We start from the raw sequence: 23,847 nt of genomic DNA on the forward strand, positions 1-23,847 counted from the left end.
CCACTCACAAAAAAGGAGCGATTGAACATGAAGAAAAAAACAATGAACAAATTTGTAGCACCGGCACTGGCACTGGGGTTACTCGTACCATTGAACGCACAGGCAGCTGACCACTCTCCAACAGCGAGCACACCAGCTGGAGACCTTCGTGCCACGCTCGACCAATTACTATCTGAGCATTATGTCTTAGCCGTCACATCGATGATGAAAGCTTACGACGGGGCACCGGATGCCGAAGTCGCAATGAAAGCACTCGATCAAAACGCGCTTGACATGACGCCAGCCATCGCCTCAATCTACGGCGATGAAGGCGCGGCTCAGTTCGAAGACATCTTCGCCGGCCATAACGACTACTCGGCTGACTTCGTCGAAGCTGCCAAGTCAGACGACAAAGAACTTCGTGCCGATGCTGAAGCCGAAGTCGATGAGTTCGTCGAAGAGTTCTCGACATTCCTCGATGCTGCGACAGAAGGCAACTTACCGAAAGAAGCAGCCGCTGACGTCCTTGAACTTCACGAAGACCAAGTTCTCTCAGTGTTTGATAACTACGTCGCCGGTGACTACGAGTCGGCTTACATGACATACCGTGAAGGCTACAAGCTCATGTTCGACATCAGTAAAGCCCTCTCAGGAGCGGTCGTCACGCAAATGCCTGACAAATTCCCGACACCTGCTGACACGCCAGCTGTAGAGCTTCGTTCGACATTGAACAGTCTCGCCGGTGAACACTTCGCCCTCGCTGCGATCGGCATGCAAAAAGGCTACGACAAAGCGGAAGATTTCGACTACGTCAGCTGGGCTGAAGATCAAAACACGCTCGACTTTAAAGCAGCCATCGGTTCGGTCTACGGTGACGAAGGTGCGGCTCAGTTTGAAAAAGTATGGAACGGAAACCACATCACAGCACAAGGTGACATCGTCGCAGCAACACTTGAAGGCGACGAAGCTAAAATCGAAGAAGCACGCATGAAACTCGATCAGTTCGCTGTCGACTTCAGTACGTTCCTCGATGCGGCGACAGAAGGCAACTTGCCACAAGCGGCCGGTCAAGAAGCGATCATGCAACATGAGGCACTCGTGCTCCAAACGTTCGATCAATATGTAGCCGGTGACGCAGATGCAGCTTGGATGTCATTCCGTGAAGGATACGCGTTCATGTTCGGTGTTGGTGAAACACTCGGTAACGCGATCGTGACACAAATGCCTGACAAGTTCGCTGAAACAGCAATGCCGGAAGCGATGCCTGAAACAGGTCTCGGTGGTGCACAAGCACAATCAATGAATACTCTTTACGCTGGCCTTGCTATACTTGGCGGAATCATGCTCGCCTTTGTTACGCTTCGCAACCGTAAAGTATCAGAACAATAAACTAAAGGAGAGAGCCCAATGAACAAGCGCCATTTGTTTTTGGCGCTCTCTCTATTTTGTTTTGGCTTCTGGTCGTGGACGAGCGCTCAAGAATCATCGTCGCCACCTGTAGAAGAAAAACAAATAGAGGAGAGCCCAGATTTATCGGCTGAATTCTCACTTCTACAGGAAGAGGTGAAGAAACTTCGTTTAGCCGAGGAAGAGGAAAGCACTAAAGCCGCGACACCCGTCCGCATCCAAATTCCGAGCATCAATGTCGACACCGCGATTGAACAAGTTGGCGTGCTCGATAACGGACAGATGGGCGTACCCGTTGACGAGAATCAAGTCGGCTGGTTCGAACCCGGTGTCAAACCAGGCAGTAAAGGCAACGCCGTCGTCGCCGGACACGTTGATAGTAAGACGGGGCCCGCCGTCTTTTATGAACTCGATCAACTGAAGACAGGCGATGACGTGTCGATTATCGACGAGAACGGCAACACGCTGCGATTTCGTGTCACAAAAACAGAGAGTTATGACACGAAAAATGCCCCGATCGACGAGATTTTTGGCACCACGTCAAATCGCAACTTGAACTTGATCACGTGTTCCGGTACGTTCGGGGACGGCGGTTATGACCAACGTTTCGTCGTTTACACGGAGCTTGTCGATAGCGAGATCAAGTCGACAGTCGAACTCGACGCCCCGACGAACGTCACGTTAAGCGGTAACCTGCTCACATGGCACGCGGTCCGTGACGATGCCGTCATCGGCTACCGTGTCTATGAAGTCATCGACGGGAACGCGACACGTATCGAGAGCGTCCCGTCACACGCCCGGAAGAGTGTTGAAGTCACGAACGGGCAGGCAACGTATTACGTGACGGCGATCGACCGGCTTGGAAATGAGTCGAAGCCGTCTCAGACAGCGAAGTAGACACGAAACGCCCTTGGATAAAAAATCTAAGGGCATTTTTTCTGTTTTCCATATATAGTGAATGTAGCAAAAAATACATAGATTTAGGATAAGGAGTTTCAAGTCATGAGGACTCGACTTTCACAACCATTCGCAAATCAGTTAAAGAGAAGAATTCGCACCATTTGGGGTGTGAACGATTCGTATTATTGGTACCCTCTTTCCACTTCTCCTCGACTCGATGTGATTGCATTCGACAGCGATTATATTGAAGATGTTGATCAAAAAATCGAAGAAATCCGCCAATGGGTATGGGACCAAGGGACGGAGCTTATATTTGAACTGCATGAGGACCGTACACTATGGCAAATCGACACCGCTTCATTAGATCCTTGTTATGAAGGTCATTATTTAGAACGCTATTGGTTTGACCAAAAAATGAACTGGATCATTTATGCGTCCCACGAAAGTACAATTAGCTTTGGTGGGCATGGATTGATCACATCACTCCAGTCCTACTGGTCGGATTGGCAGGAGCATCTGTCCGTTTTAGACAATCGATTTTTTGAGTAATGAACTTCACAAAAAAAAGACGCACCCATTTTTGATCAATGAGTGCGCCGTACTTACACAAAGCAAGGAATCTGCGGGTTGAACGTCTTGTTGTTCTCCGTCATGACCTGCTTTTTAATTTTGCCTTCTCCGAGATAGACGATACGGTCGGCGAGCGCTTCCGCGTCTTCCTCGTCGTGCGTGACAAAGATCGTCGTCGTGCCCGTCTGTTTGAGGAGACGGCGCAAGTCGTCGCGGATCCGGTGTTGGAGCGACGTGTCCAAGTTACTGAACGGCTCGTCTAAGATCAAGAGGGACGGCTTCGGTGCGAGCGCACGCGCAAGCGCGACACGCTGCTGCTGACCGCCGCTCAGCTCATACGGGTAGCGATGCCGGAACTCAGATAAGTTCACGAGCGTGAGCATCTCCTCGACCCGTTCGTTCCGCTCCTTCCGGCTGAGCTTATGGAGGCCGAAGCGGATGTTCTTCTCAACGGTCATGTGCGGGAAGAGCGCATAGTCTTGAAACACCATGCCGACGCCGCGTTGTTCGGGCGGCATAAACTGGCAGTCGTCACAACAGACGCAATCGTTGACGACGACGACGCCTTGATTTGGCATCTCGAGACCGGCGATGAGGCGCAAGATCGTACTTTTCCCCGAACCGCTGTCGCCGAGGAGGGATACGATTTCGCCTTTCGAGATCGAGAGCGAGAACCCTTTGATCGTCTCTGCTTCTGCACCTTTATAGCTGAAGTGTAAATCGTTGATTTGAACAAACATTAGTCGGCCTCCTTATCAAGCACCTTATGGAACACAAAGATTAACAATCCGCTCATGAGAACGATGACGATCGACGCGAGCGCCGCTTCGTGAATCTTCTCATCACTGACATATTTGAACGCCTGCGTCGCAAGCGTCGAGAAGTTGAACGGCTGCAAGAACAGCGTCAGCGGCAACTCTTTCATAATATCGATGAAGACGAGGATGAACGCGCTCATGATCGCCCCTTTGATCATTGGGATATCGACCCGGAAGAACGTCTGCACCGTGCCCCAACCGAGCATACGTGACGCTTCCGTGAACGACTTCCCGACTTTCTCGAATCCGCTCTCGATCGAGTTGTAACCGATGGCGAGGAAACGGATGACGTAGGCGAAGATGAGCATGATGAGCGTCGTCCGGAACACGAATGTCTGTCCGACATCGAGCGCGAGCGCTACTTTTAGCACCCATTCGTCTAATAGTAAGAACAACGTGATGACAGCGATGGCGATGGCCGCTCCCGGGATCGAGTAGCCGAGCGTCGTCACTTTCGAGATGACGCGCGTCATGTTCGATGGGAACAACCGCGTATAGTTGGCGATAATGAGTGCGAATACGAGAATGATGATCGTCGCGATAAAGGCGACGCTCACCGTGTTCCAGACGAGGCGGAAAAATTCAGCCGTGAACACTTGCTCGAACGTCAAGAACGTCCAAGCGACGAGTTGGATGAACGGGATCGCGAAGGCGATGCCGAAGATCGTCGCCACGTAACCGAACACGGCGTAACGATGCCAGCCGTTCAACGGTCTTGGCTTGAGCGGCTTCACTTTTGTCGTCGCATAGCTGAACTGCTTGCGGCCTCGGACGAGTCGTTCCGCCATCAAGATGGCGATGACGATGATCATGAGCGTGCCGGCAAGTTTTAGCGCTGAAGACGTGTCCTTCATACCGAACCACGTGCTGAAGATGGCCGTACTGAACGTCTGGATCCCGAAGTATTTGACGACGCCGTAGTCGTTCAACACTTCCATCAAGACGAGACTGACACCGCCGATGATGGCGACGCGCGAGATCGGGATGACGACGGTGAAGAAGATATCCCACGACCCGCGTCCGAGGATGCGGGCGTTCTCGATCATCGACGACGACTGATTGTGTAGGAACGCGCGTGTGATCGTATAAATGTACGGATACAAGAACAACGTGAAGATGAAGATCGTCCCTTGGATCGTCATGATATTGAAGTACGTCTGATCCACGGTGATGCCAAACTCGTTGCGCAGCGTCGTCTGGATGACACCGGTGTAGTTCAAGATGCCATGATACGTGTAAGCACCGATATACGGCGGGATTGCGAGCGGCAAGATGAGCGCCCATTTGAAGAATCGCCGTAACGGGAAGTCATACACCGTAACGAACCAAGCGAGGCTCGTTCCGATGATGGTCGTCAAGAAACCGGTCACGAGCATGATGAACAACGTGTTCCTCACGTACGTCGGCAGCAGATATTCGCGGATGTGTTGCCAATTGTCATTGACCGGTGCGAACAGTTCTACTAAGACAACGATTCCTGGCAAGACGATAAACGACAACGCGATAAAGCTCAGGATGGACCATCCATTCAGTTGTCGTTTGATTGCATACCAGTTCATGTCTTACAGCTCCCGTTTCTTTCATTTACTTCCTGTCCCATCATATCAGTTTCATCGTCCCGGTCATACCTTTAGACTGTCAGGAAACGCAAAAACCTTCGGCCTGAACATGCGTTCAAGCCGAAGTCGTCTTATTTCCAACCGGCTTCGTTGAAGATGCGGATGGCTTCTTGCTGATTTTCACCGAGAACAGATAGGTTGATGTCTTGCTCTTTGAACTCACCCCATGATTTGAGGAGCTCGTTCGGCTCGACCGATTCGTTGACCGGGTACTCGTAGTTGGCGCTTGCGAACTGCTCTTGCGCTGACGGGTCAGACATGAACTCCATGAGTTTCTTCGCGTTGTCAGAGTTCTTCGACGCTTTCGTCATCGCGATTCCAGAGATGTTGACGTGCGTACCTGTCGTGTCTTGGTTCGGGAAGAAGACACCGAGCGCTTCAGCGACTTTCTTCTCTTCCGCGTCTTCTGAGTTCAGCATGAGACCCATGTAGTACGTGTTCATGATGGCCACATCACCTTCACCGGCGACGACGGCTTTCGCTTGGTCACGGTCGTTCCCTTGTGGGTCACGTGCCATGTTGTTGACCATGCCTTCTGCCCATTCTTTCGCTTGGTCGACGCCGTTCACTTCGATGAATGACGCGAGCAGCGAGATGTTGTACATGTTTTCAGATGGACGAACGAGTACTTTCCCATTCCACTGTTCTTCCGTGAGCGCTTCGTACGTCGACAAGTCTTCCGGCTTCACGCGATCTTTCGCGTAGACGATGACACGTGCACGCTTCGTGAGACCGAACCATTCTTTGTCCGTGTCACGGTATTTTTCTGGGATGTTCGACTCAAGCACATCGCTATCGACCGCTTGAAGATGCCCTGCTTCTTTTGCCTGGTGCAAGTTCCCGGCGTCAGCAGTAATAAAGAGATCCGCTTCCGTGTTCTCACCTTCTGTGTTCAAACGTTCAAGAAGTTCATCACCTTTTCCTTCGACGACGTTGACTTTCACGCCCGTCTCTTCTTCGAACTGTTTGTAGAGCTCTTTGTCGACATCGTAATGACGGCTCGAGTAGACGTTGACGACTTTTGATTCTTCTGCCGTCTCATTGTCCCCTGTAGTAGTCGTCTCTTCCGTGCTCGCGCAAGCCGCGAGCAGTGATGTCGTAAGTGCTGCCGAAAGTCCAAGTGCCATGTACTTTTTGTTCATTTATATTTCCCCCATGTTTTAGTCTCTTTGTTGGTAATGATAATTACTCTCAATCACTATAATCGATGATAATCATTCTCATGTCAACCTTTTTTTTGAAAACGTTACCATTAGTTATGTGTTTATAACTTAACAGTTTTGACGATATCATTTCTTGACTTCAAAATGATGAGGCGCCTATAGTTGAATTGAAAAGACCGTCTGGTCGGTACAGAAAGGAGTGAAGAAATGACAAACCGATCAACTATCACGAAACAAAAACTGTTAGATGCCGCGACCGAGATCATCATGGAGCACGGAGTGCACCAACTGACATTAGAGGAAGTCGCAAAGACCGCTGGTGTCTCAAAAGGTGGCCTGTTGTATCATTATCCGTCGAAAGAAGCGCTTTTGACCGCCATCGTCGAACGGCTTCAAACCGAACAAAACGATTTATACGAATCACTTCAGGCTGACGGCCACGGTCCGGTCGAGGCGTTCGTCCGCCTATTTGATGAGACGAAACTCTATCCGGAACGCTCGCCAATTCATATCGATGCCGAGAAGATGATCGCCTTCTTGACGTTATTCGCCGTCGATCAAGCGTATGCCGACCGTTGGAAGCATGACCTCGACACGTTCTTCGCCGAATTTCAACAGACGAGCGATCCCGTCGAGACGATGATCATCCGCTATGCCCTTGAAGGGATGATGATGTCCGAACACTTCAATGTCGGCGTCCCCCCTACCGCTTTAAAACAAGCCATTATCGCTCGACTCATCGAGCGCGCCCGACACATCGATTCGGGAAACTAGACTAATTTATTAGAGGAGAAATGAACCCCATGCAAAAGATCACGACCTTCTCCGTCAACAACAAGTTTGCCGTTTGGTTGATGACGATCATCTTAACGGCCGCCGGAATCTTTGCCGGCCTGACGATGAAACTAGAGACACTGCCTGACATCACGACACCGACCGTCTCGGTGACGACGATTTATCCCGGTGCTTCCCCTGAACAAGTGCTCGACGAAGTGAGCACCGTGCTCGAAGATCGCTTGAAGAGTTTGAACGGTGTCGAACAAGTCCGTTCGTCTTCGTTCCAAAACGCTTCGAACATTCAAATCGATTATGATTTCAGCACGGATATGGAAGCAGCCGAACAACAGGTCAAAGATGCACTCAGCAACGTCGAGCTGCCAGAGTCCGTCCAAGACCCGCAAGTGTCACGCCTCAGCTTCGACGCGTTCCCGGTCGTCGGTGCAGCCGTTTCAGATGAAAGCCTCGATTTGGCTGAGTTGACAAAACTTGTCGAAGACGAGCTCCAACCGGCCCTTGAAGGTGTCGAAGGTGCCCAGCTCGTCCAAATCGCCGGTCAAGAAGTCCGTCGCGTCGAGCTTCGCTTCGACGAGGCCGCACTTGCCGAATACAACTTGACAGAAGATACGGTCAAACAGTTGATTCAAGCAAACGATGCCCGTATCGCGCTCGGCTTGTACGAGCTCGGGGATACGGAACAGGCCGTCGTCATCGACGGGAAGTCGGAGACGCTCGAAGCGTTCCGCGACCTGCAAATCCCGTACTCACCAGCTCCAGCTGAACCGACCGTCCCAGGGGCGCCAAGCGGATTCCCGGCTGGTGAGACACCTGAGTTGCCAAGCGAAGTCCCTGGCACAGTCCCACCTGCGAATGTGCCGACAACAGTCCCGACCGTCGCTTTAAGCGAACTCGCGACAATCGAAGACCGCGGCATCGAAGAATCGATCTCGCGGTCGAACGGAGAACGTTCGATCGGGATTCAAGTGACGAAGACACAAGACGCGAACACCGTCGACGTCGTCAACGCCGTCAAAACGATTTTAGACGACTTTGAGGCTGAATATGATACGGCGAACGTCTCAATCACACTCGACCAAGGTCAGCCGATTGAAGAATCGGTCGAGACGATGGTATCGAAGGCGTTACTCGGCGGACTATTCGCCATTTTGATCATCTTAGTGTTCCTTCGTAACTTCCGTTCGACGATCATTGCTGTCATCTCGATCCCACTATCGCTCTTGATGGCGCTCATCGTCTTGAAGCAACTCGATATCACGCTCAATATCATGACGCTCGGGGCGATGACCGTCGCGATTGGACGCGTCGTCGATGACTCGATTGTCGTCATCGAAAACATTTATCGTCGACTCACTCGTCCGAACGAACCGTTACGCGGCAAAGCGTTGATCATCGCCGCGACGAAAGAAGTGTTCGTTCCGATCGCGTCATCGACAATCGTGACGATCGCCGTCTTCTTGCCGCTCGGTTTCGTGACCGGCTTCGTCGGCGAACTGTTCTTGCCGTTCGCCTTGACCGTCGTCTTCGCCTTGCTCGCTTCGCTCCTCGTCGCGATCACGGTCGTACCGATGATGGCCGATTCGTTCTTTAAAAACCGTGACAAGCTGAAGCCGGAAGAAGGACCCGGTAAACTTGCCGAATGGTACCGCGGTGTGCTCAACTGGTCGCTCAACCACAAGCTCGTCGTCTTCGGACTCGCGACACTTCTCTTGATCGGCAGTTTCGCCCTCGTCCCAGCCATCGGGGTCAACTTCTTGAACCAAGGTTCGGATAAGACGCTGTTCGTCACGTTCGACCCGGAACCGGGACAGACGCTTGACGACTCGATCGCGGCTGCTGAGATCGCCGAGACGTACTTTATGGAAGACCAGCCGAACGCGACCGACGTCCAGTTCACGGTCGGTGGCGAAAACCCGCTCAACCCGGGGAATAACAAGCAAGGGATCTTCATCGTCCAGTACGACCCGGACACAGAAGACTTTGCCGACGTCAAATTGGCAGACATCGAACAATTGAACGAACTTGCCTCAGGCGGAGAATGGAAAGAACAAAACTTCGCCGGCGGTGCCGGAACGAGCGGTGTGACGTATAACGTCTACGCCAACTCGCTCGAAGATCTTGAAGCGATTGTCCCGACATTCATCGAGACGATCGAAGAAGAGACGGACTACGTCCGCCAAGCGACGTCTGATCTTCGTGAGTCATACGTCCAGTACACGTTCAACGTCGATCAACAAGCAGCAGCTGAAGCTGGCGTCTCGGCCGCTCAACTCGCTCAAACGATCGGTCAGTTCCAAGCACAGGCCAGTCCGCTCGCCAGTGTGACGATTGATGACAAACAGCTCGACGTCATCATCCCGACGGAACAAGTCACGTATGACAGCATTGAAGACTTGCAAGCGCAAGAAGTGACGACGCCGTTCGGGCCGCGCCCAATCTCAGACTTCATCGAAGTCGAAGAAGGCACGACACCGGACACGCTCGTCCAGCGCGACGGCAAGCTCCTTGCTACCGTCAGCGTCGAACTTAGCACGGACAAGGCGACGGAAGCGTCGGCCGCCATCGAAGAACGTGTCTCTGACATCGATCTCCCGACGGGCGTCTCGTATGACGTCGGCGGCGTGACAGAACAGATTCAAGAATCGTTCACGCAGCTCGGCCTTGCGATGCTCGCAGCCATCGCCATCGTCTACTTGGTGCTCGTCGTCACGTTCGGCGGTGCCATTACCCCGTTCGTCGTATTGTTCTCGCTCCCTTATGCGATCATCGGCGGACTCGTCGCCCTCTTGATCACGGGAGAAACGATTTCCGTATCTGCTTTGATTGGTGCGCTCATGTTGATTGGGATCGTCGTCACAAATGCGATCGTCTTGATCGACCGCGTCATTCATAAAGAAGAAGCCGGTCTATCGACGCGTGAAGCGTTGCTCGAAGCAGCCGGTACGCGACTCCGTCCGATCCTTATGACGGCGCTCGCGACAATCGGTGCCTTATCACCACTCGCCCTCGGACTCGAAGGCGGCGCACTCATCTCGAAAGGTCTCGGTGTCACCGTCATCGGCGGACTCACAAGTTCGACGTTACTGACGTTGCTCATCGTCCCAATCGTCTATGAGTTCTTCGCTCGATTCCGCAAGAAACAACAAGCATAATTCAAAAAGAGATTTGACCGAGAGCCGGTCAAATCTCTTTTTGTTGTGTTCAGTAACATTGCATGATCATTTCGGTCTCCTCGAATCGTTTGGCCTGAAGCGCCTCTGTCGGAATCAAAAAGTAGAGGATCCCGACATCGCCGAACATGATATCGAGCTCTTCTGTCGAATCCATTTGGAAGAGCAGGAACGGCCGCTTGAAGCGGTCACCATATGTGTCCTGAACCTCTTCGAACACATCATTTTGAATAGCGTTCGGATGACCGCCGATTGCGTGAAATTCCTCATCGTCAATCAGCTCTTCGAACGCCTCGAACTGATCGTCATTCAATAGATAGGCGAGCACATCAACGTTCGGTGCGTATGATTCATCAAACGAGACTGCCCGTTCGTTCAGCGCCTCTCCGACTTTGACACGTTCAAGGTCTGTGTCTTCCGTGTACACAACACGCCAAAGATGACGTTCGTCCGTGTCACCCCACGGTTGTTCTTCCATATCGTAAAAGAAAGACAGCAGCCCTTTTTTTGGAAGCGCCTCGACCGACTCACAGCCGGCAAAGTCGCTTAAGCGAAATTGCGCCAAAAACGTCAAGTTCTCTCCCGGATGGTCCGACCCGATTGGTAAATCTGGATAACCGCCAAATTTCGAGTGGCCGATTGCAACCTCTTCTCGTGTCGTTCGAGGCACCATACTCAAATTGATTCGTTGTTGGAACGCGTTCAAGACGTCTGCCCCATGTTTGATTTGATGTTCTTGAATGAACCGTTCGACTGCCGTTTGTTCCATAAATACACCTCATTTGTTAGTAGTGAGCTCATTATACCACCCCGAACATACGTACCCATAATCTTTTTTGTCATAGCCTCCATCTTGACCTAGATGATAAAGTTTGAGAGAATTCATACGTTTTGAATGTATATGCGAAAGGATGAATCACATGCAACGTCTTATCAAATGGATTATCGGCCTTTCGCTCTTATTTGGCTTGAGCGCGCTCGGGAATTGGATCGTCGCCGTGCTCGCTTTAAAAGTGCCAGGGAGCGTCATCGGCATGGTCCTGTTACTGCTCTTATTGATGACCAAGATCATCCGCGTCGAATGGATCGAAGATAGCGCCGGCTTCTTGACGAAGCACCTCGCCTTTTTCTTCATCCCGATCGCGGTCGGGCTCATGTCGTATAGCTCGCTTTTAAAGGCAGAAGGCGTTCCGCTCTTCCTTGCCTTGATCATCAGCATGACGATCGGCCTCGTCGTGACGGCGCTCGTTTCCGGAAAACACGGTGAGGCGTCATGACCGTCTTCTGGATATTGATTACCATTGCCGTCTATATGTTGAGCCGGAAGCTGTCATTCAAATGGGCGTCCCCGTTCACGAACGTTGTTTTTTTGAGCACGCTCACGCTCATCTTGTTATTGCTCGTCTCTGGACAGACGTACGACACGTATGCGCCGGCGAAAGATGCGATCACGACACTGCTCGGGCCGGCGACAGTGGCGCTCGGTTTGCCGCTCTATCGCAACTTGCCGATCCTGCTCGCTCGGGCTAAACGAGCGCTCGGTGCCATCGTGCTCGGGACGTTATCAACGATTTTCGTCGCTGTCGGTCTCGGGACCGCACTCAAGTTGACGGATCACGTCTTGCTCGCCTTGTCCGTCAAATCGGTGACCTCGCCGATTGCGCTCGAGCTGGCACGACAGTTACAAGGTGACGCCGCGCTCGCCGCTTCGGTCGCCGTCGCCTGCGGCATCCTTGGCGCCATGCTCGGCCCAGTGATTTTATCTATGTTCAACGTGACCGACCCGTTCACGCGCGGACTCGCCCTCGGGACGATCAGCCACGGCATCGGGACAGCCCAAGCCGCGACCGAACATCCGCTCTCAGGCGCGACCGGTGGTGCCGCAATGGGACTGACCGCCATCTTCACGTCGTTTTTGTTGCCGTTGTTGCTCCCTATCCTTTTCTAATGCCAATCGTTCAAAATATTTCATAATATGTGACATCTCATATTATAAGTGAACTACTCACCACTTATTTGCTTCGCAACTTGAAGTGGGAGCTTCTTGGGAAGACCATGCTTTTACCAGCCACGGTTGTGGACCAAGCGCGTCGGGCAGTCCCTGCCCTGAAGGTTTTCAGTCGGCAAGGCGCAACAGGTTGAGGCTCGCGTTGACGTCGCGGTCATGGAGCGCCCCGCATGCGGCGCATGTCCATTCGCGGACGTCTAGCTCCTTCCTGCCGCCGTTCTCGCCGCAGGCCGAACAGACTTGGGTCGAGGCGAACCACGGGTCGGCCTGGATGAGTGTCCGTCCATAGAACCTAGCCTTATATTCCAATTGGCGGACGAACTCCCCCCATCCGGCGTCCCCGATCGACTTCGAAAGGCGGCGGTCCTGCATCATCTCCCTCGGCTTCAGCGTCTCGACCACGACGACTTGGTTCTCGTCGACGATGCGTCGCGACAGCTTGTGGAGGAAGTCGTGCCGTCGGTTCTTGACCTGCTCGTGCTTCTTGGCCAATAGGAGCCGTGCCTTCTCGCGGTTCCTGCTGCCGGGCTTCTTGCGGGACAGCGCGCGCTGCGCACGTTTGAGCCGCGCCTCGGCCTCGCGCAGGTTGCGCGGGTTCGGGATCTTCTCCGTGACGAGCGCGTCGTTCGTCATGACGGCGAAGTGCCCGAGGCCGAGGTCGATCCCGATTTTGTGCTCGGCGGGGACCCACGGCTCGTCGTCCTGCTCGACGAGGAGCGACACGAAGAACTTGCCCGTCTTGGTCATCGACACGGTCGCCGACCGGATCTCGCCGTCGAAGATTCGGTGCTGTGTGAAGCGGATGAATCCGACCTTCGGGAGCCGGACATGGCCCCCTTCGATGCGGATCGTGCCGTGCTGGTTGTTCGTCGTGTAGGACGCGCGCGCCTTCCGTTTCGACTTGAACACCGGGAAGCCGGCCGTCCCGGCGAAGAACTTCGCGAACGCCGCGTCGAGGTGAAGCTTCGCGTTCGCGAGCGCGAGGCTGTCCGCCTCGCAGAGGAACGGGAACAGCGGCTTGTAGGAGGCCGGCGTCGGCGGCTTCCGCTTCGGCCTGCCGTTCGCCTTCGCCTCCTCGTGGAGGGCGATGCGGTCCTCGAGCAGCTTGTTGTAGACGAACCGGGCGCAGCCGATCGTCCTGACCAGGAACTCGGCCTGTGCCGCCGTCGGGTGGAGCCGGTATTTATAGCCCTTCAGCATGTCTGTCCCTCCTTCACACCCGGCGTCAGGATGATTCTCTTCCCATTCCGATACCCGCGGCGGGGGAAGGGAAATCTGACGGAATCAAGAACTTATGTTCGTAATTATGTCACAGGGGTGCCCAAGAGGTTTATGTACGGGCGATTCATCTCCCACCTACGTTGGGCCTCGCCCCAGACGCTTAGAGGTGGGAGAATTCTCGCTTAATGATGTTAAATAGAACAGCCCTGAACCAATCGTCTCGTTCAATTCGAGTGGCGATTTGATTACCGATACAGGTCCCAAAGCCGTGCTGCTTGATCTCGCATCATCTCACGCAATTCGATCGGTGCCACGACCTCGACTTCTGCCCCGGCTGCGAGCAATTGCCGCGACAAGAAGGAAAGCTCCGTTTCCGGCACGACCCACTCATTCTTTTCCGCGATATCCGGTAATACGTCTTCAAGCAGACGTTGGCCAAGCAGGGTCATGTTGAGCCGGACAGTGACGCCGGAACGTTCATTACTTGCTTGCAGCAGCGTTTCTAAGTCGTCCGAGTCGAACGTCGTATCGAGTAGGCGCAGCGCTTCGATCCGGTCGATCCGATATTGACGCAGTCCGTAATCCGAGAGGCCGTACACATACCATTTCAAATCGAGAAGTGCCATCCCGACCGGCGCGATGGTGAACGTGCGGCTTCCTTTCGTCGTCGCGTATGTCATCTCTATGTTCTGTCGTTGTTCGACGGCACGATAGACGTCTTTCGTGAACAGGGCCGGTGGGACGGTCTTATTCCCGAGCCAAAGGATGTTCTTTTCAAGCCGTGCGATTTTCGTCTCAAGGTCGTGTGGCAACTCGTTCACGTACCAGTCGGATAGCGTGTCGCGCATGTCGCCGAACGGCACGTCCGGAATCTGTTCCATCCATTTGAGCGTGAGGTAGAGCGCGACCGCTTCTTGCTCCCGGAGTTGGAGCGGCGGCAGTAACCGATTCGGCAGCATCTCATAGCCTCCGCCCGTGCCGGGTACACTCCAAATCGGATAGCCTAGCTCCTCGAGTGTCTGCATGTCGCGCTGAATCGTCCGGACCGAGGCGCCCGTCTCATGGGCGAGTTCGTCCGCCTTGAACCGTCGTCCCCGGTTCAATAGTCGAATCAAGTGAAGATGTCGTTTTTTCATCTCATCAATTCCCGTCATGTTTTGTCGTGTTTATCATGTAAGCTGAATGTATCACGAATCAAGGAGGAATTCATTATGGCAAACGTCGTTTTATATATCGCGGCGAGTTTAGATGGAAAAATCGCCCGTACGAACAACCAACTCGATTGGTTGTTCGCGGTCGAGGGGGAAGGGAATAACGGCTACACCGATTTCTTCAAGACAGTCGGCGCGGTCATCATGGGACGGAAGACGTACGAGGAAGTGCTCAGGCTCGAGGACAATCATTATCCATATGCGAACATCCCGAACTATATTCTCACACGCAGTCCGGACCGGGAAGCCGAGCACGTCACGTTCACGGATGAACCGATTGAACAGCTCATCGAACGCTTGAAGCAAGACATCGACGGGGACATTTGGATTGTCGGGGGCGGCGAGGTCATCAAAGCAGCGATGGAGCACGACCTGATCGACAGCTATGAGATCGCCATCGCCCCGGTCATCCTAGGAGAAGGCATCCCGCTATTCCCGGAAGGCACGAAGGAGACGAAGTTGAGACTGACGAGTCAGCGTGAGTCCGGACAGTTTGTCATGGTGACGTACGAGTGAAATAGGTCGATTTTTCGAAGATATCTATAGAAAAACAGAACTTCTACGTACTAGAAGTTCTGTTCGCTTGGTTATCTTTTTCTTTTTTGAAAATGCCAACTAACAGCAGAGTCAGTCCGATTAAGAAAATAATGGGGAAGATAAGCCACATGATTAATCCGGCCCAACCATTTTCGACACTAATTGCATAAGAGAGCCCGATTGAAAATGCTAAAGCGGGCGAAATGGGAAGCATCAGAGCGATGCCCCATATTTTATATTTTTTCTTTCTCGATTCTCCCGTACTAAACCAATAAGCCACAAATGCACCTATACATGCAATGATATATCCGACAGCAATGGCCACTGAATCAATCCCTTCTCCTGATGATCATCCTTTTCATTCACTAAAACTTATAACCCTTCCAAGAGCAGTGTAGACACTTTTAACCCTATCGTTATTTTCCATATATGTAATTGAATATCCTTTCGTAATCCTGTCATTCATTCGAATGATCGTATTCTGACGATGAATAGACTCTAGCACCTCCAACTGGATCCATCAAAAAACCGAGCCCTTGAAGGACTCGGCTTTTCTCATACATGCTTCCGCTGAAACGCAGCAATCGCTTCATACTCTTCCGCGAAATGACGCGATAAGCGAATATAGATCGGGAGCAGTTCCCGGTAGATTGTCGTCGCCTCTACGTCCGGAATGTGCTCATGCGTCACTTGCGGTACCGCCGTGAAGTCGTCGATGTCACCGAACGCATACTCGCCGAGCATGACCGCACCTAAGCACGAACTCTCATGACTTTCCGGCACGACGACCGGCGTGTCGAAGATGTCGGCCATCATCTGGCGCCATAGCTTCGACTGGGCGAAACCGCCCGTCGCATGGATCCGGTTCGGTGCGCCCGTCAGTTCGTCGAGTGCGAGCATGACCGTATACAAGTTGAAGATGACGCCTTCTAAGACGGCACGGATGAAGTGCTCACGCTTATGATGGATGCTTAGGCCGAAGAATGAGCCGCGCGCGTTCGAGTCCCAGAGCGGGGCCCGTTCGCCCATCAAGTACGGATGGAACAGGAGTCCGTCCGAGCCCGGCTTGACCGTTTCAGCGATACGCGTCAGTACATCATACGCATCCATGCCGAGCCGTTTCGCCGTCTCGACCTCGCTCGCTGCGAACTCGTCTCGGAGCCAACGCAAGATGATGCCGCCGTTGTTGACCGGTCCACCGATGACCCAATGCTTGTCGGTCAAGGCGTAACAGAAGATCCGGCCTTTCGGGTCCTCGACCGGCTCACGGACGACCGTCCGGATGGCACCGCTCGTCCCGATCGTGACGGCGACGACGCCCGGTTCGAACGCCCCAACACCGAGGTTCGACAGCACGCCGTCGCTTGCCCCGATAACGAGCGGGAAGTCCCAGCCGAGCGTCTCACGCACGTCTTGCTTCAATTGAATGATCTCGGTCGTCGGCACGAGTTCGGACAGTTGGTCCGGTGTGACGCCGGCGATATGTAACGCCTCCGCGTCCCAGTCGCACGTCTTCAAATTGAACAGACCGGTCGCCGAGGCGATCGAATGGTCGACGACGAAGCGTCCGGTCAGGCGATAGAAGACGTACTCTTTGATCGAGACGAACTTGGCGGCACGCTTGAACACGTCCGCATGTTCCGCTTTTAACCAACGCAGTTTCGACAGCGGCGCCATCGGATGGACCGGTGTGCCGGTGCGCATATGGAGCGCACTCGCGTCAAAGTCGCGTTTGATCTCCTGCGTGTACGGGTTGGCCCGGCTATCGGCCCAGGTGATACTGTTCGTGAGCGGACGCCCTGACACATCGAGTGCGATCAAGCTGTGCATCGCCGAGCTGAACGAGACGAAGCGGATCGGCCCGTCGGCTTGCGCCCGGACGGCACTGACTGCTTCAAGCACCGCCCCGTAGATGACGACCGGGTCTTGCTCGGCCGTCTCCGTGTCCGGGGTGAGGAGCGGATACAGCACGTTATGTACCGCGAGTTGTTGGTGATTCTGAAACAGGACGGCTTTTGTACTCGTCGTCCCAATGTCGACGCCAATGGTGTACACACAATCACTTCCTTTGTTAAATGATGAATAGGCTGATCAAGAAGACGACCGCAAATCCGGTCAGTCCGATAATCGTCTCCATGACGGTCCACGATTTGAGCGTGTCTTTCACGTCTAGACCGAAGTAGCGGTTGACGAGCCAGAAGCCCGAGTCGTTGACGTGTGAGAGGACAGTCGCACCGGAAGCGATGGCGATGACGATCAAGCCGAGCGCGGCCCCAGTGATGTTTTGAATCTCAAGAAGCGGCGTGATGAGTCCTGCCGCCGTGACCATTGATACGGTCGCTGAACCTTGGGCGACGCGGACGACGGTCGCAATCAAGAAGGCGAGCACGATCGCCGGAAGCGGTGACCCGGCCATCATCTCCCCAAGGACGTCACCGACACCTGAGTCGATCAAGATTTGTTTGAACACGCCGCCGGCACCGGTGACAAGGATGATGATCCCGGCCGGTTCGAGCGCTTTCGTCGCAATCTCTTGCACTTCGTCACGTGTGTAACCACGGCGCGTGCCGAGGAAGATGAACGTGAGGAGCGTCGCGATCGTCAAAGCGACGAACGGATGACCCATGAACGTCAAGAACGTACGAATCGTATTTCCTTCATCTAACAGTACCGCAGACAACGTATTCGCAAGAATCAACACGAGCGGGATCGAGATGAGCGAGATGATCATTTTGAAACTTGGCAGTTCTTTCGATGTGTCGATCTCTTCAAATTCCATATAGTCCGGGATGGTGACGTGAATCTTGTTCGCGATGTACTTCCCGAAAATTGGACCGGCGAGAATCGCTGCCGGAATCCCGGCGATCACTCCGAACAAGATGACCCAACCGAGCTCAGCACCGATGAGGTTTGCGACCGCAATCGGACCTGGTGTCGGCGGGATGAAGCTATGTGTGACGGCGAGGCCGGCGAGGAGCGGGATGCCGTAGTAGAGCAGCGAGCGACCCGTCCGCTTGGCGAGGCCATAAACGATCGGAACGAGAATGATGAAGCCGACGTCGAAGAAGACCGGGACGGCGACGATGAAACCGGTGATGGCGAGTGCCCATTGTGCCTTGTCCTCACCGAACTTGTTGACGAGTGTCTGCGCGAGACGTTCCGCGCCACCTGATACTTCTAACATTTTACCAAACATGGCACCGAGTCCGACGACGACGGCGACGAAGCCTAGCGTCCCGCCCATCCCGTTCTGAATCGAGGTAATGACGTCCCCGAGCGGCATTCCGGCCGCGATCCCGACGAGCAAGCTGACGAGCAAGAGCGAGACGAACGCATGAAGTTTCGTCCGCATGACCAAAAATAAGAGCAAGAAGATGCCGGCGACGGCGATCAAGATAAGTGTAGAGCCTGCCATATGTAGTTCCCCCTTTACCGTATGTGTAACCGTTTACAAATTTTTACAAAGGAAAAGGCCACCCCTGACCTTCTCCCGAACATTATTTTTTGACGACCGCGTGGCCTCCGAACTCGTTGCGGAGTGCGGCGACGACTTTACCTGAGAACGTGTCGTCCTCGAGCGAGCGATAGCGCATCATGAGTGACATGGCGATGACCGGGGCCGCCGCCTGCAGTTCGAGCGCCGTCTCGACCGTCCATTTTCCTTCCCCTGAGGAATGCATGACGCCACGGATCTCATCGAGCTTGGCGTCTTTTTTGAACGCGTTCTCGGTCAGTTCCATCAGCCATGACCGGACGACCGAGCCGTGGTTCCAGACGCGGGCCACTTGTTCGTAGTCGTAGTCGAACGGACTCTTCTCTAAAATATCAAACCCTTCGGCAATGGCTTGCATCATGCCGTATTCGATGCCGTTGTGGATCATCTTGAGGAAGTGGCCGCTGCCGGCCGGTCCCGTATACAAGTAGCCGTTCTCGACCGAGAGGTCCTTGAAGATCGGCTCGATGGTTGGCCACGCCTTTGCGTCACCGCCGACCATCGTGCAGGCTCCGTTGCGTGCACCGTCCGTCCCGCCGCTCGTCCCGCAGTCGAAGAACGAGATGTTCTTCTCTGCGAACTGCTCGGCGCGTGCGACCGACAATTTATAGTTCGAGTTGCCGCCGTCAATGACGATGTCACCAGGTTCGAGTCGCTCGAAGAGTTCAGTGAGCACTGTCTCCGTGATGTCACCAGCCGGGACCATCGCCCAGACGACACGGGGCGCCTCAAGCTTGTCGACGACGTCCTTGAGTGTCGGGACAATCTCAAACGCTGTCGTCGCCTCGACGCTCGACGCGTCCGTACCGATGACCGTGTGGCCGTGGTCGCTCAAATTGAGCGCCAAGTTGTAACCCATTTTACCTAATCCAATCAAACCGATTTTCATAACGTCACCTCAAAAAAGAATTTTTTTCCGTCTCTAGTCCATAATATCAAATAAAATTCGATTTTCAATTTAATTTTTGAAATTTATTTCGATTTTTTTATTTGGCCGGTTTCTGACTTGACAATCCTACTCAAGCAGTTCTATAAATAGTAATGATTACGATTAAGGGATAGGAGTGGTCGAATGATTACCGTCATCGGAGCCGGACCCTCGGGCGTTGGAATGTCCATTTTATTGAAGAAGTTAGGATTACCTTTCGTCTTGGTCGACCGAGACGAAGTTGGGGCCAGTTTAGCGAAGTGGCCGGAAGAGACGACGTTTTTGACCCCGTCCTTCACGGCGCATGGTTTTGGCGCCCTCGATTTGAATGCAGTCGCACCGAATACGTCACCAGCGTATTCGCTCCATAAAGAGCGTTTCACCGGATTGGAGTATCAACGCTACTTAAAGAGTCTCGTTGCGTTTTATGAAATTCCGTTCGAGAAGCGAGGCATTTACAAAATTAAAAAACAAGGTGATGCGTTTAAGCTGAGCCACTCTGACGGGACTAGCCTGAGCGATTTTGTCATCGTGGCGACGGGTGAGTACGGTGCGCCGATCCAGCCGTTTGAGGCCGGCAAACACGTCTCGACCGTGACGGCGTATGACGAAGAGTCGACGAGTGTCATCATCGGCGGCGGTGAGTCGGCGGCAGATGCCGCCATCCATTTGGCCAAGCATCGCGACGTCCTCGTCCTAATGAAAGAACAATGGGGGACGCAGCATCATGACCCGTCGACGACGCTCTCACCTTACACGAGACAACGTTTGTTCCCGTTGCTCTCGGACGGGAGCGTCAAGACGCGTTTCGTGACCGTTCAAGCGATCACCGAACAAGATGGCATCTATTCGATCAAGACGGACGGCGGAACGGTCAAGACGGATCACGTCCCAATCGTCGCCACCGGCTATAAACCGAACCTCGGTCCGTTCCGCGAATGGTTCGAATGGGACGCCTCCGGTATGCCGGTCTTGAACGACCGAGACGGCTCGACGATTGACGAGCGTCTATTTTTAATCGGACCGAGTGTCCGGCAACGTAACGTCATCTTCTGTTTCCTTTATAAATATCGTCAGCGCTTCGCCGTCGTCGCCGAGACGATGTTGACACTGTCGGACCAGCAGGTGGACAAGGACCAGGCCGACGTCTTCAACGACTATATTGACAACGATATGTTTTTGGACGACTTGTCCTGCTGCGACGCCGGATGTGACTGCTGATGGACGTCGCACTGATCGGACTCGAATCGTCCGGCAAATCGAGCCTCCTCTATCGGCTGAGTCAGTACAAGACGGCCCGTGGCTTGAACCAGCGTGGGTCGACGACCGATGTCGTCTCGTTCGAGGCGAACGGACTGACGTTTCATGACATGCCGGGGCTGCGGCACGACACCGATTTCGAGCGCTATCGCCATGTGACGGACGAAGCGGACGTCCATGTCGTCTTTGCTCGGGCTCATCAGTTGATTCGTGAGTGGAAGCGGCTTGAACGGGTCCTCACGTCGGGCAAACGGATTTTGCTCGTCATCTCACACATCGACCGACTTGATGAGGATTCGCTGCGCCGAGTCGAGCACCAGTTGAAGAAGCGGCAAATTCCCCACGTCATGCTGCAGACGCCCGGCAGCACGTGGAAGACACAATCGTTTTTCAAACAGTTGACCGAGGCACGGGCACTGTCCTTAGCAGATGTCTCGGCCTTGACGAGTCTATACGTCAAGCAGACGGACCCGGTCAATCTGTTCTTGAAGCACCCTGTCGGCGGGGTCGTCGCAGCGGTGCTCACGATTATCCTGTTGTACGGGCTCCCGGTCGCCCTCGCCTATCAAGTGGCGAGCAGGCTCGAGCCGTTCATCGAGCGCTTCGTTGACGTCGGGTCGACGTTTATCGACGGGGCCTTTTTAACGACGATGCTGTTCGGCGATTTCGGTTTGCTGTCGCTCGGCCTCTATTCGTTCGTCTGGGCGTTCCCGGTCGTCGTCTTGCTCGGCGTGATGGTCGGTGTGACTGATGACACCGGACTGAAGGACAAGCTTGCGGACGCACTCGATCCGGTCATGCGCAAGCTCGGCTTGAGTGGCCAGGACTTGATTCCGTTCCTTGGTGGCTTCGGTTGCAACGTGACGGCGCTCGATCAGACGAAAGGGTGTCATGCGTGCACACAGAAGAACTGCGCCTCGCTCATCTCGATCGGTTCGGCGTGCAGCTATCAGATGGGGGCGACACTGTCCGTGTTCGGCGCCATCGGGAAGCCGATGCTCGTGTTCCCGTACGTGTTCAGCCTGCTCGTCATCTCGCTCGTGCACTTGAAGCTGTTTGCCCGTAAAGAAGTGCCGCTGTTCTGGCGGCATGAGACGTTCTTGCAGCCGGCCCAGGCCGCGAACGTGCTGCGCCACGTCCGCGACGTCGTCGGTCAATTCATGACGCAGGCGATGCCGCTCTTCTTGCTCATCTGTCTGGTCGCGGCGCTGCTCGATTGGACTGGGCTGATCGCGCTGCTCGAGTCGGCGATGACACCGATCCTGTCGCTCTTACAATTGCCGGCTGTCGGTGCGACCGCCTTGTTCGCGAGCATCATCCGAAAAGATGGGATTTTATTATTGAACGAATCGGCATCAGCCATGGCGACCGTCGACGTGTTCTTACTCGTCTTGTTCGCCTCGGTGGCGACGTCGTGTCTCGTCACGATGACAAAACTCGGCAAACTGTTCGGTTGGCGCCAGGCGACGCGGACGATCGCGCTTCAGTTCGCGACGGCGTTCGGCGCCGTCTTTATTTTGTCGCACCTATTATAAAAGGAGGAATACATGATGAACAAAATTCCAGTTACCGTCCTGTCGGGTTACCTCGGCGCGGGCAAGACAACCGTATTGAACCATTGGCTCAACAACCGCGAGGGCAAGCGTCTCGCCGTCATCGTCAACGATATGAGCGAGGTCAATATCGACGCCGCCTTGATCGACCAGGGCGGATTTGCGCGGACGGAAGAGAAGCTCGTCGAACTGTCGAACGGTTGCATTTGTTGCACGCTCCGCGACGACTTGTTGATTGAAGTCGAGCGCCTCGTCAAAGAAGGAGACTACGACGGGATCGTCATCGAGTCGAGTGGGATCTCGGAGCCGGTACCGGTCGCCCAGACGTTCACGTTCGCCGATGAAGAGAACGGGATCGACTTGTCGCGCTATACGAAAATCAACGCGATGGTGACCGTCGTCGATGCGTATGGATTCATGCAGGACGTCCGTTCGCGTGACGCACTCCTTGACCGTGACCAGGCCGTCGGTGACGAAGACGACCGGACGATCGCCGATCTGTTGATCGAGCAGGTCGAGTTCGCCAACGTCATCGTCTTGAACAAAGTGGACCGGATGACCCCTGATACGCTGAAAGAAGTCAGACAGACGCTGAAGGCGCTCAATCCGGGCGCGCTCGTCATCGAGTCGACGTTCGGTCAAGTGTCGACCGACATTTTAACGCTCGACTTGTTCGATTTCGAAGAAGCGCAGTTGAACGCCGGTTGGGTGCGCGAGCTTCAAGGCGGACATCATCACCATACCCCGGAGACCGAAGCGTACGGCATCTCGAGCTTCGTCTATCGGGCGAACCGTCCGTTCCACCCTGAGCGCTTCGCCGCCTTTTTAGACAAGTGGCCAATCGAGGTCGTCCGGGCGAAAGGGTTCCTCTGGATCGCCTCACGACATAACCTCGTCAGCGAGTTCAGCCGGGCCGGCTTCCATCATTCGCTCGAGCACGTCAGCCGCTGGGTCGCGACGCTGCCGATGCTCGACCAAGACTATTACTTACGGGAGATGCCGGGCTTGTCAGAGCGTTGGGACACGGAGCATGGTGACCGCTCGACCGAACTCGTCATGATCGGCATCGGTTTTGACCAGGCGGCATTGACGGCCGAACTCGATGCATGTCTCGCGACGCGTTCAGAGCTTGAGACGAACTTGAAGGCAGTCGACCGCTTACCGAGTCGGGACGCGTACGAGCGGATGATTCATGCGCTCGGGTTGGAGGCGTGA

Annotated in this window: 21 protein-coding genes; 11 read left to right on the forward strand and 10 right to left on the reverse strand. The window is 54.1% G+C overall.

Features of this window, described 5'->3' with window-relative positions:
• Positions 1–27 precede the first annotated feature (27 nt).
• The 3 genes from BJU60_RS07980 to BJU60_RS07990 all read left to right on the forward strand — a co-directional run bounded on the left by BJU60_RS07980 (position 28) and on the right by BJU60_RS07990 (position 2,835).
• Positions 28–1,368, forward strand: a complete 1,341-nt coding sequence (locus BJU60_RS07980; RefSeq protein ID WP_070328363.1) for a copper amine oxidase — start codon at positions 28–30, stop codon at positions 1,366–1,368.
• An 18-nt stretch (positions 1,369–1,386) separates the two neighbouring features.
• A complete protein-coding gene (locus BJU60_RS07985) occupies positions 1,387–2,283 on the forward strand; it encodes a class F sortase (protein WP_070328364.1) in 897 nt (298 codons plus the stop codon).
• Positions 2,284–2,388: 105 nt separating this feature from the next.
• Positions 2,389–2,835 (forward strand): hypothetical protein, encoded by a 447-nt coding sequence (locus BJU60_RS07990; protein ID WP_070328365.1) that lies wholly within the window; start codon positions 2,389–2,391, stop codon positions 2,833–2,835.
• A 53-nt stretch (positions 2,836–2,888) separates the two neighbouring features.
• Here the strand turns inward: BJU60_RS07990 and BJU60_RS07995 are convergent, their stop codons facing one another.
• From BJU60_RS07995 to BJU60_RS08005, 3 genes are all read right to left on the reverse strand, one after another.
• Positions 2,889–3,596: an ABC transporter ATP-binding protein gene (locus BJU60_RS07995; protein WP_070328366.1), complete on the reverse strand. Its 708-nt coding sequence runs from the start codon at positions 3,594–3,596 to the stop codon at positions 2,889–2,891.
• A complete protein-coding gene (locus tag BJU60_RS08000; RefSeq protein ID WP_070328367.1) occupies positions 3,596–5,233 on the reverse strand; it encodes an ABC transporter permease in 1,638 nt (545 codons plus the stop codon). Before BJU60_RS08000 ends, BJU60_RS07995 begins: the two co-directional genes overlap by 1 nt.
• Positions 5,234–5,364: 131 nt before the next feature.
• Positions 5,365–6,435 (reverse strand): Fe(3+) ABC transporter substrate-binding protein, encoded by a 1,071-nt coding sequence (locus BJU60_RS08005; RefSeq protein ID WP_070328368.1) that lies wholly within the window; start codon positions 6,433–6,435, stop codon positions 5,365–5,367.
• A 228-nt stretch (positions 6,436–6,663) separates the two neighbouring features.
• Between BJU60_RS08005 and BJU60_RS08010 the strand changes: the two genes are divergently transcribed.
• Positions 6,664–7,230: a TetR/AcrR family transcriptional regulator gene (locus BJU60_RS08010; protein WP_070328369.1), complete on the forward strand. Its 567-nt coding sequence runs from the start codon at positions 6,664–6,666 to the stop codon at positions 7,228–7,230.
• Positions 7,231–7,259: 29 nt separating this feature from the next.
• Entirely contained in the window at positions 7,260–10,403 is a 3,144-nt protein-coding gene (locus tag BJU60_RS08015; RefSeq protein ID WP_070328370.1) for an efflux RND transporter permease subunit, read from the forward strand.
• 49 nt (positions 10,404–10,452) lie between these two features.
• On the opposite strand, the gene BJU60_RS08020 is transcribed toward BJU60_RS08015, so the two are convergent.
• Positions 10,453–11,190 carry a YwqG family protein gene (locus BJU60_RS08020; RefSeq protein WP_070328371.1) on the reverse strand — a complete coding sequence of 246 codons (738 nt, stop codon included), beginning with the start codon at positions 11,188–11,190 and terminating at the stop codon, positions 10,453–10,455.
• A 151-nt stretch (positions 11,191–11,341) separates the two neighbouring features.
• On the opposite strand from BJU60_RS08020, the gene BJU60_RS08025 reads away from it, so the two are divergent.
• On the forward strand, positions 11,342–11,698 hold the full coding sequence (locus BJU60_RS08025; protein WP_070328372.1) for a CidA/LrgA family protein: 357 nt from the start codon (positions 11,342–11,344) through the stop codon (positions 11,696–11,698).
• Between the two features lie 14 nt (positions 11,699–11,712).
• Positions 11,713–12,369 carry an LrgB family protein gene (locus tag BJU60_RS08030; RefSeq protein ID WP_254281672.1) on the forward strand — a complete coding sequence of 219 codons (657 nt, stop codon included), beginning with the start codon at positions 11,713–11,715 and terminating at the stop codon, positions 12,367–12,369.
• Between the two features lie 168 nt (positions 12,370–12,537).
• Here the strand turns inward: BJU60_RS08030 and BJU60_RS08035 are convergent, their stop codons facing one another.
• Together BJU60_RS08035 and BJU60_RS08040 are read right to left on the reverse strand one after the other, a co-directional pair.
• Positions 12,538–13,629 carry an RNA-guided endonuclease TnpB family protein gene (locus tag BJU60_RS08035; protein WP_070328374.1) on the reverse strand — a complete coding sequence of 364 codons (1,092 nt, stop codon included), beginning with the start codon at positions 13,627–13,629 and terminating at the stop codon, positions 12,538–12,540.
• A 266-nt stretch (positions 13,630–13,895) separates the two neighbouring features.
• The gene (locus BJU60_RS08040) at positions 13,896–14,786 is read right to left on the reverse strand and encodes a helix-turn-helix transcriptional regulator (protein ID WP_070328375.1); all 891 of its coding nucleotides are present in this window, start codon (positions 14,784–14,786) and stop codon (positions 13,896–13,898) included.
• Between the two features lie 75 nt (positions 14,787–14,861).
• Between BJU60_RS08040 and BJU60_RS08045 the strand changes: the two genes are divergently transcribed.
• Positions 14,862–15,377, forward strand: a complete 516-nt coding sequence (locus BJU60_RS08045; RefSeq protein WP_070328376.1) for a dihydrofolate reductase family protein — start codon at positions 14,862–14,864, stop codon at positions 15,375–15,377.
• A gap of 43 nt (positions 15,378–15,420) precedes the next feature.
• On the opposite strand, the gene BJU60_RS08050 is transcribed toward BJU60_RS08045, so the two are convergent.
• From BJU60_RS08050 to gnd, 4 genes are all read right to left on the reverse strand, one after another.
• Complete coding sequence (locus BJU60_RS08050; protein WP_070328377.1) at positions 15,421–15,723, reverse strand: hypothetical protein; 303 nt, start codon at positions 15,721–15,723, stop codon at positions 15,421–15,423.
• A 230-nt stretch (positions 15,724–15,953) separates the two neighbouring features.
• The gene (gene gntK / locus BJU60_RS08055; protein ID WP_070328378.1) at positions 15,954–17,453 is read right to left on the reverse strand and encodes a gluconokinase; all 1,500 of its coding nucleotides are present in this window, start codon (positions 17,451–17,453) and stop codon (positions 15,954–15,956) included.
• A 16-nt stretch (positions 17,454–17,469) separates the two neighbouring features.
• Positions 17,470–18,813 (reverse strand): GntT/GntP/DsdX family permease, encoded by a 1,344-nt coding sequence (locus tag BJU60_RS08060; protein WP_070328379.1) that lies wholly within the window; start codon positions 18,811–18,813, stop codon positions 17,470–17,472.
• Between the two features lie 82 nt (positions 18,814–18,895).
• Positions 18,896–19,780 carry a phosphogluconate dehydrogenase (NAD(+)-dependent, decarboxylating) gene (gene gnd / locus BJU60_RS08065; RefSeq protein ID WP_070328380.1) on the reverse strand — a complete coding sequence of 295 codons (885 nt, stop codon included), beginning with the start codon at positions 19,778–19,780 and terminating at the stop codon, positions 18,896–18,898.
• A 183-nt stretch (positions 19,781–19,963) separates the two neighbouring features.
• Here gnd and BJU60_RS08070 point away from each other — a divergent pair, with 183 nt between their 5' ends.
• The 3 genes from BJU60_RS08070 to BJU60_RS08080 are packed head-to-tail and all read left to right on the forward strand — an operon-like array spanning position 19,964 to position 23,847.
• The gene (locus BJU60_RS08070) at positions 19,964–21,040 is read left to right on the forward strand and encodes an NAD(P)/FAD-dependent oxidoreductase (RefSeq protein ID WP_070328381.1); all 1,077 of its coding nucleotides are present in this window, start codon (positions 19,964–19,966) and stop codon (positions 21,038–21,040) included.
• A complete protein-coding gene (locus tag BJU60_RS08075; RefSeq protein ID WP_070328382.1) occupies positions 21,040–22,614 on the forward strand; it encodes a nucleoside recognition domain-containing protein in 1,575 nt (524 codons plus the stop codon). The genes BJU60_RS08070 and BJU60_RS08075 overlap by 1 nt, the downstream gene beginning before the upstream one ends.
• 15 nt (positions 22,615–22,629) lie before the next feature.
• Positions 22,630–23,847 (forward strand): GTP-binding protein, encoded by a 1,218-nt coding sequence (locus tag BJU60_RS08080; protein ID WP_167615687.1) that lies wholly within the window; start codon positions 22,630–22,632, stop codon positions 23,845–23,847.

The sequence above is a fragment of the Exiguobacterium aurantiacum genome, assembly GCF_001766415.1.
GTDB lineage: Bacteria > Bacillota > Bacilli > Exiguobacteriales > Exiguobacteriaceae > Exiguobacterium > Exiguobacterium aurantiacum_A.

What these genes read in the sequence shown, in the direction of transcription:
- gnd (WP_070328380.1), bottom strand. Translation starts at nt 19,780, where the DNA reads ATGAAAATCGGTTTGATTGGATTAGGTAAAATGGGTTACAACTTGGCG.
- BJU60_RS07990 (WP_070328365.1), top strand. Translation starts at nt 2,389, where the DNA reads ATGAGGACTCGACTTTCACAACCATTCGCAAATCAGTTAAAGAGAAGA.
- BJU60_RS08005 (WP_070328368.1), bottom strand. Translation starts at nt 6,435, where the DNA reads ATGAACAAAAAGTACATGGCACTTGGACTTTCGGCAGCACTTACGACA.
- BJU60_RS07985 (WP_070328364.1), top strand. Translation starts at nt 1,387, where the DNA reads ATGAACAAGCGCCATTTGTTTTTGGCGCTCTCTCTATTTTGTTTTGGC.
- BJU60_RS08035 (WP_070328374.1), bottom strand. Translation starts at nt 13,629, where the DNA reads ATGCTGAAGGGCTATAAATACCGGCTCCACCCGACGGCGGCACAGGCC.
- BJU60_RS08070 (WP_070328381.1), top strand. Translation starts at nt 19,964, where the DNA reads ATGATTACCGTCATCGGAGCCGGACCCTCGGGCGTTGGAATGTCCATT.
- BJU60_RS08075 (WP_070328382.1), top strand. Translation starts at nt 21,040, where the DNA reads ATGGACGTCGCACTGATCGGACTCGAATCGTCCGGCAAATCGAGCCTC.
- BJU60_RS08040 (WP_070328375.1), bottom strand. Translation starts at nt 14,786, where the DNA reads ATGAAAAAACGACATCTTCACTTGATTCGACTATTGAACCGGGGACGA.
- BJU60_RS07980 (WP_070328363.1), top strand. Translation starts at nt 28, where the DNA reads ATGAAGAAAAAAACAATGAACAAATTTGTAGCACCGGCACTGGCACTG.
- BJU60_RS08000 (WP_070328367.1), bottom strand. Translation starts at nt 5,233, where the DNA reads ATGAACTGGTATGCAATCAAACGACAACTGAATGGATGGTCCATCCTG.
- BJU60_RS08045 (WP_070328376.1), top strand. Translation starts at nt 14,862, where the DNA reads ATGGCAAACGTCGTTTTATATATCGCGGCGAGTTTAGATGGAAAAATC.
- BJU60_RS08080 (WP_167615687.1), top strand. Translation starts at nt 22,630, where the DNA reads ATGAACAAAATTCCAGTTACCGTCCTGTCGGGTTACCTCGGCGCGGGC.
- BJU60_RS08010 (WP_070328369.1), top strand. Translation starts at nt 6,664, where the DNA reads ATGACAAACCGATCAACTATCACGAAACAAAAACTGTTAGATGCCGCG.
- BJU60_RS08020 (WP_070328371.1), bottom strand. Translation starts at nt 11,190, where the DNA reads ATGGAACAAACGGCAGTCGAACGGTTCATTCAAGAACATCAAATCAAA.
- BJU60_RS08025 (WP_070328372.1), top strand. Translation starts at nt 11,342, where the DNA reads ATGCAACGTCTTATCAAATGGATTATCGGCCTTTCGCTCTTATTTGGC.
- BJU60_RS08015 (WP_070328370.1), top strand. Translation starts at nt 7,260, where the DNA reads ATGCAAAAGATCACGACCTTCTCCGTCAACAACAAGTTTGCCGTTTGG.
- BJU60_RS07995 (WP_070328366.1), bottom strand. Translation starts at nt 3,596, where the DNA reads ATGTTTGTTCAAATCAACGATTTACACTTCAGCTATAAAGGTGCAGAA.
- BJU60_RS08060 (WP_070328379.1), bottom strand. Translation starts at nt 18,813, where the DNA reads ATGGCAGGCTCTACACTTATCTTGATCGCCGTCGCCGGCATCTTCTTG.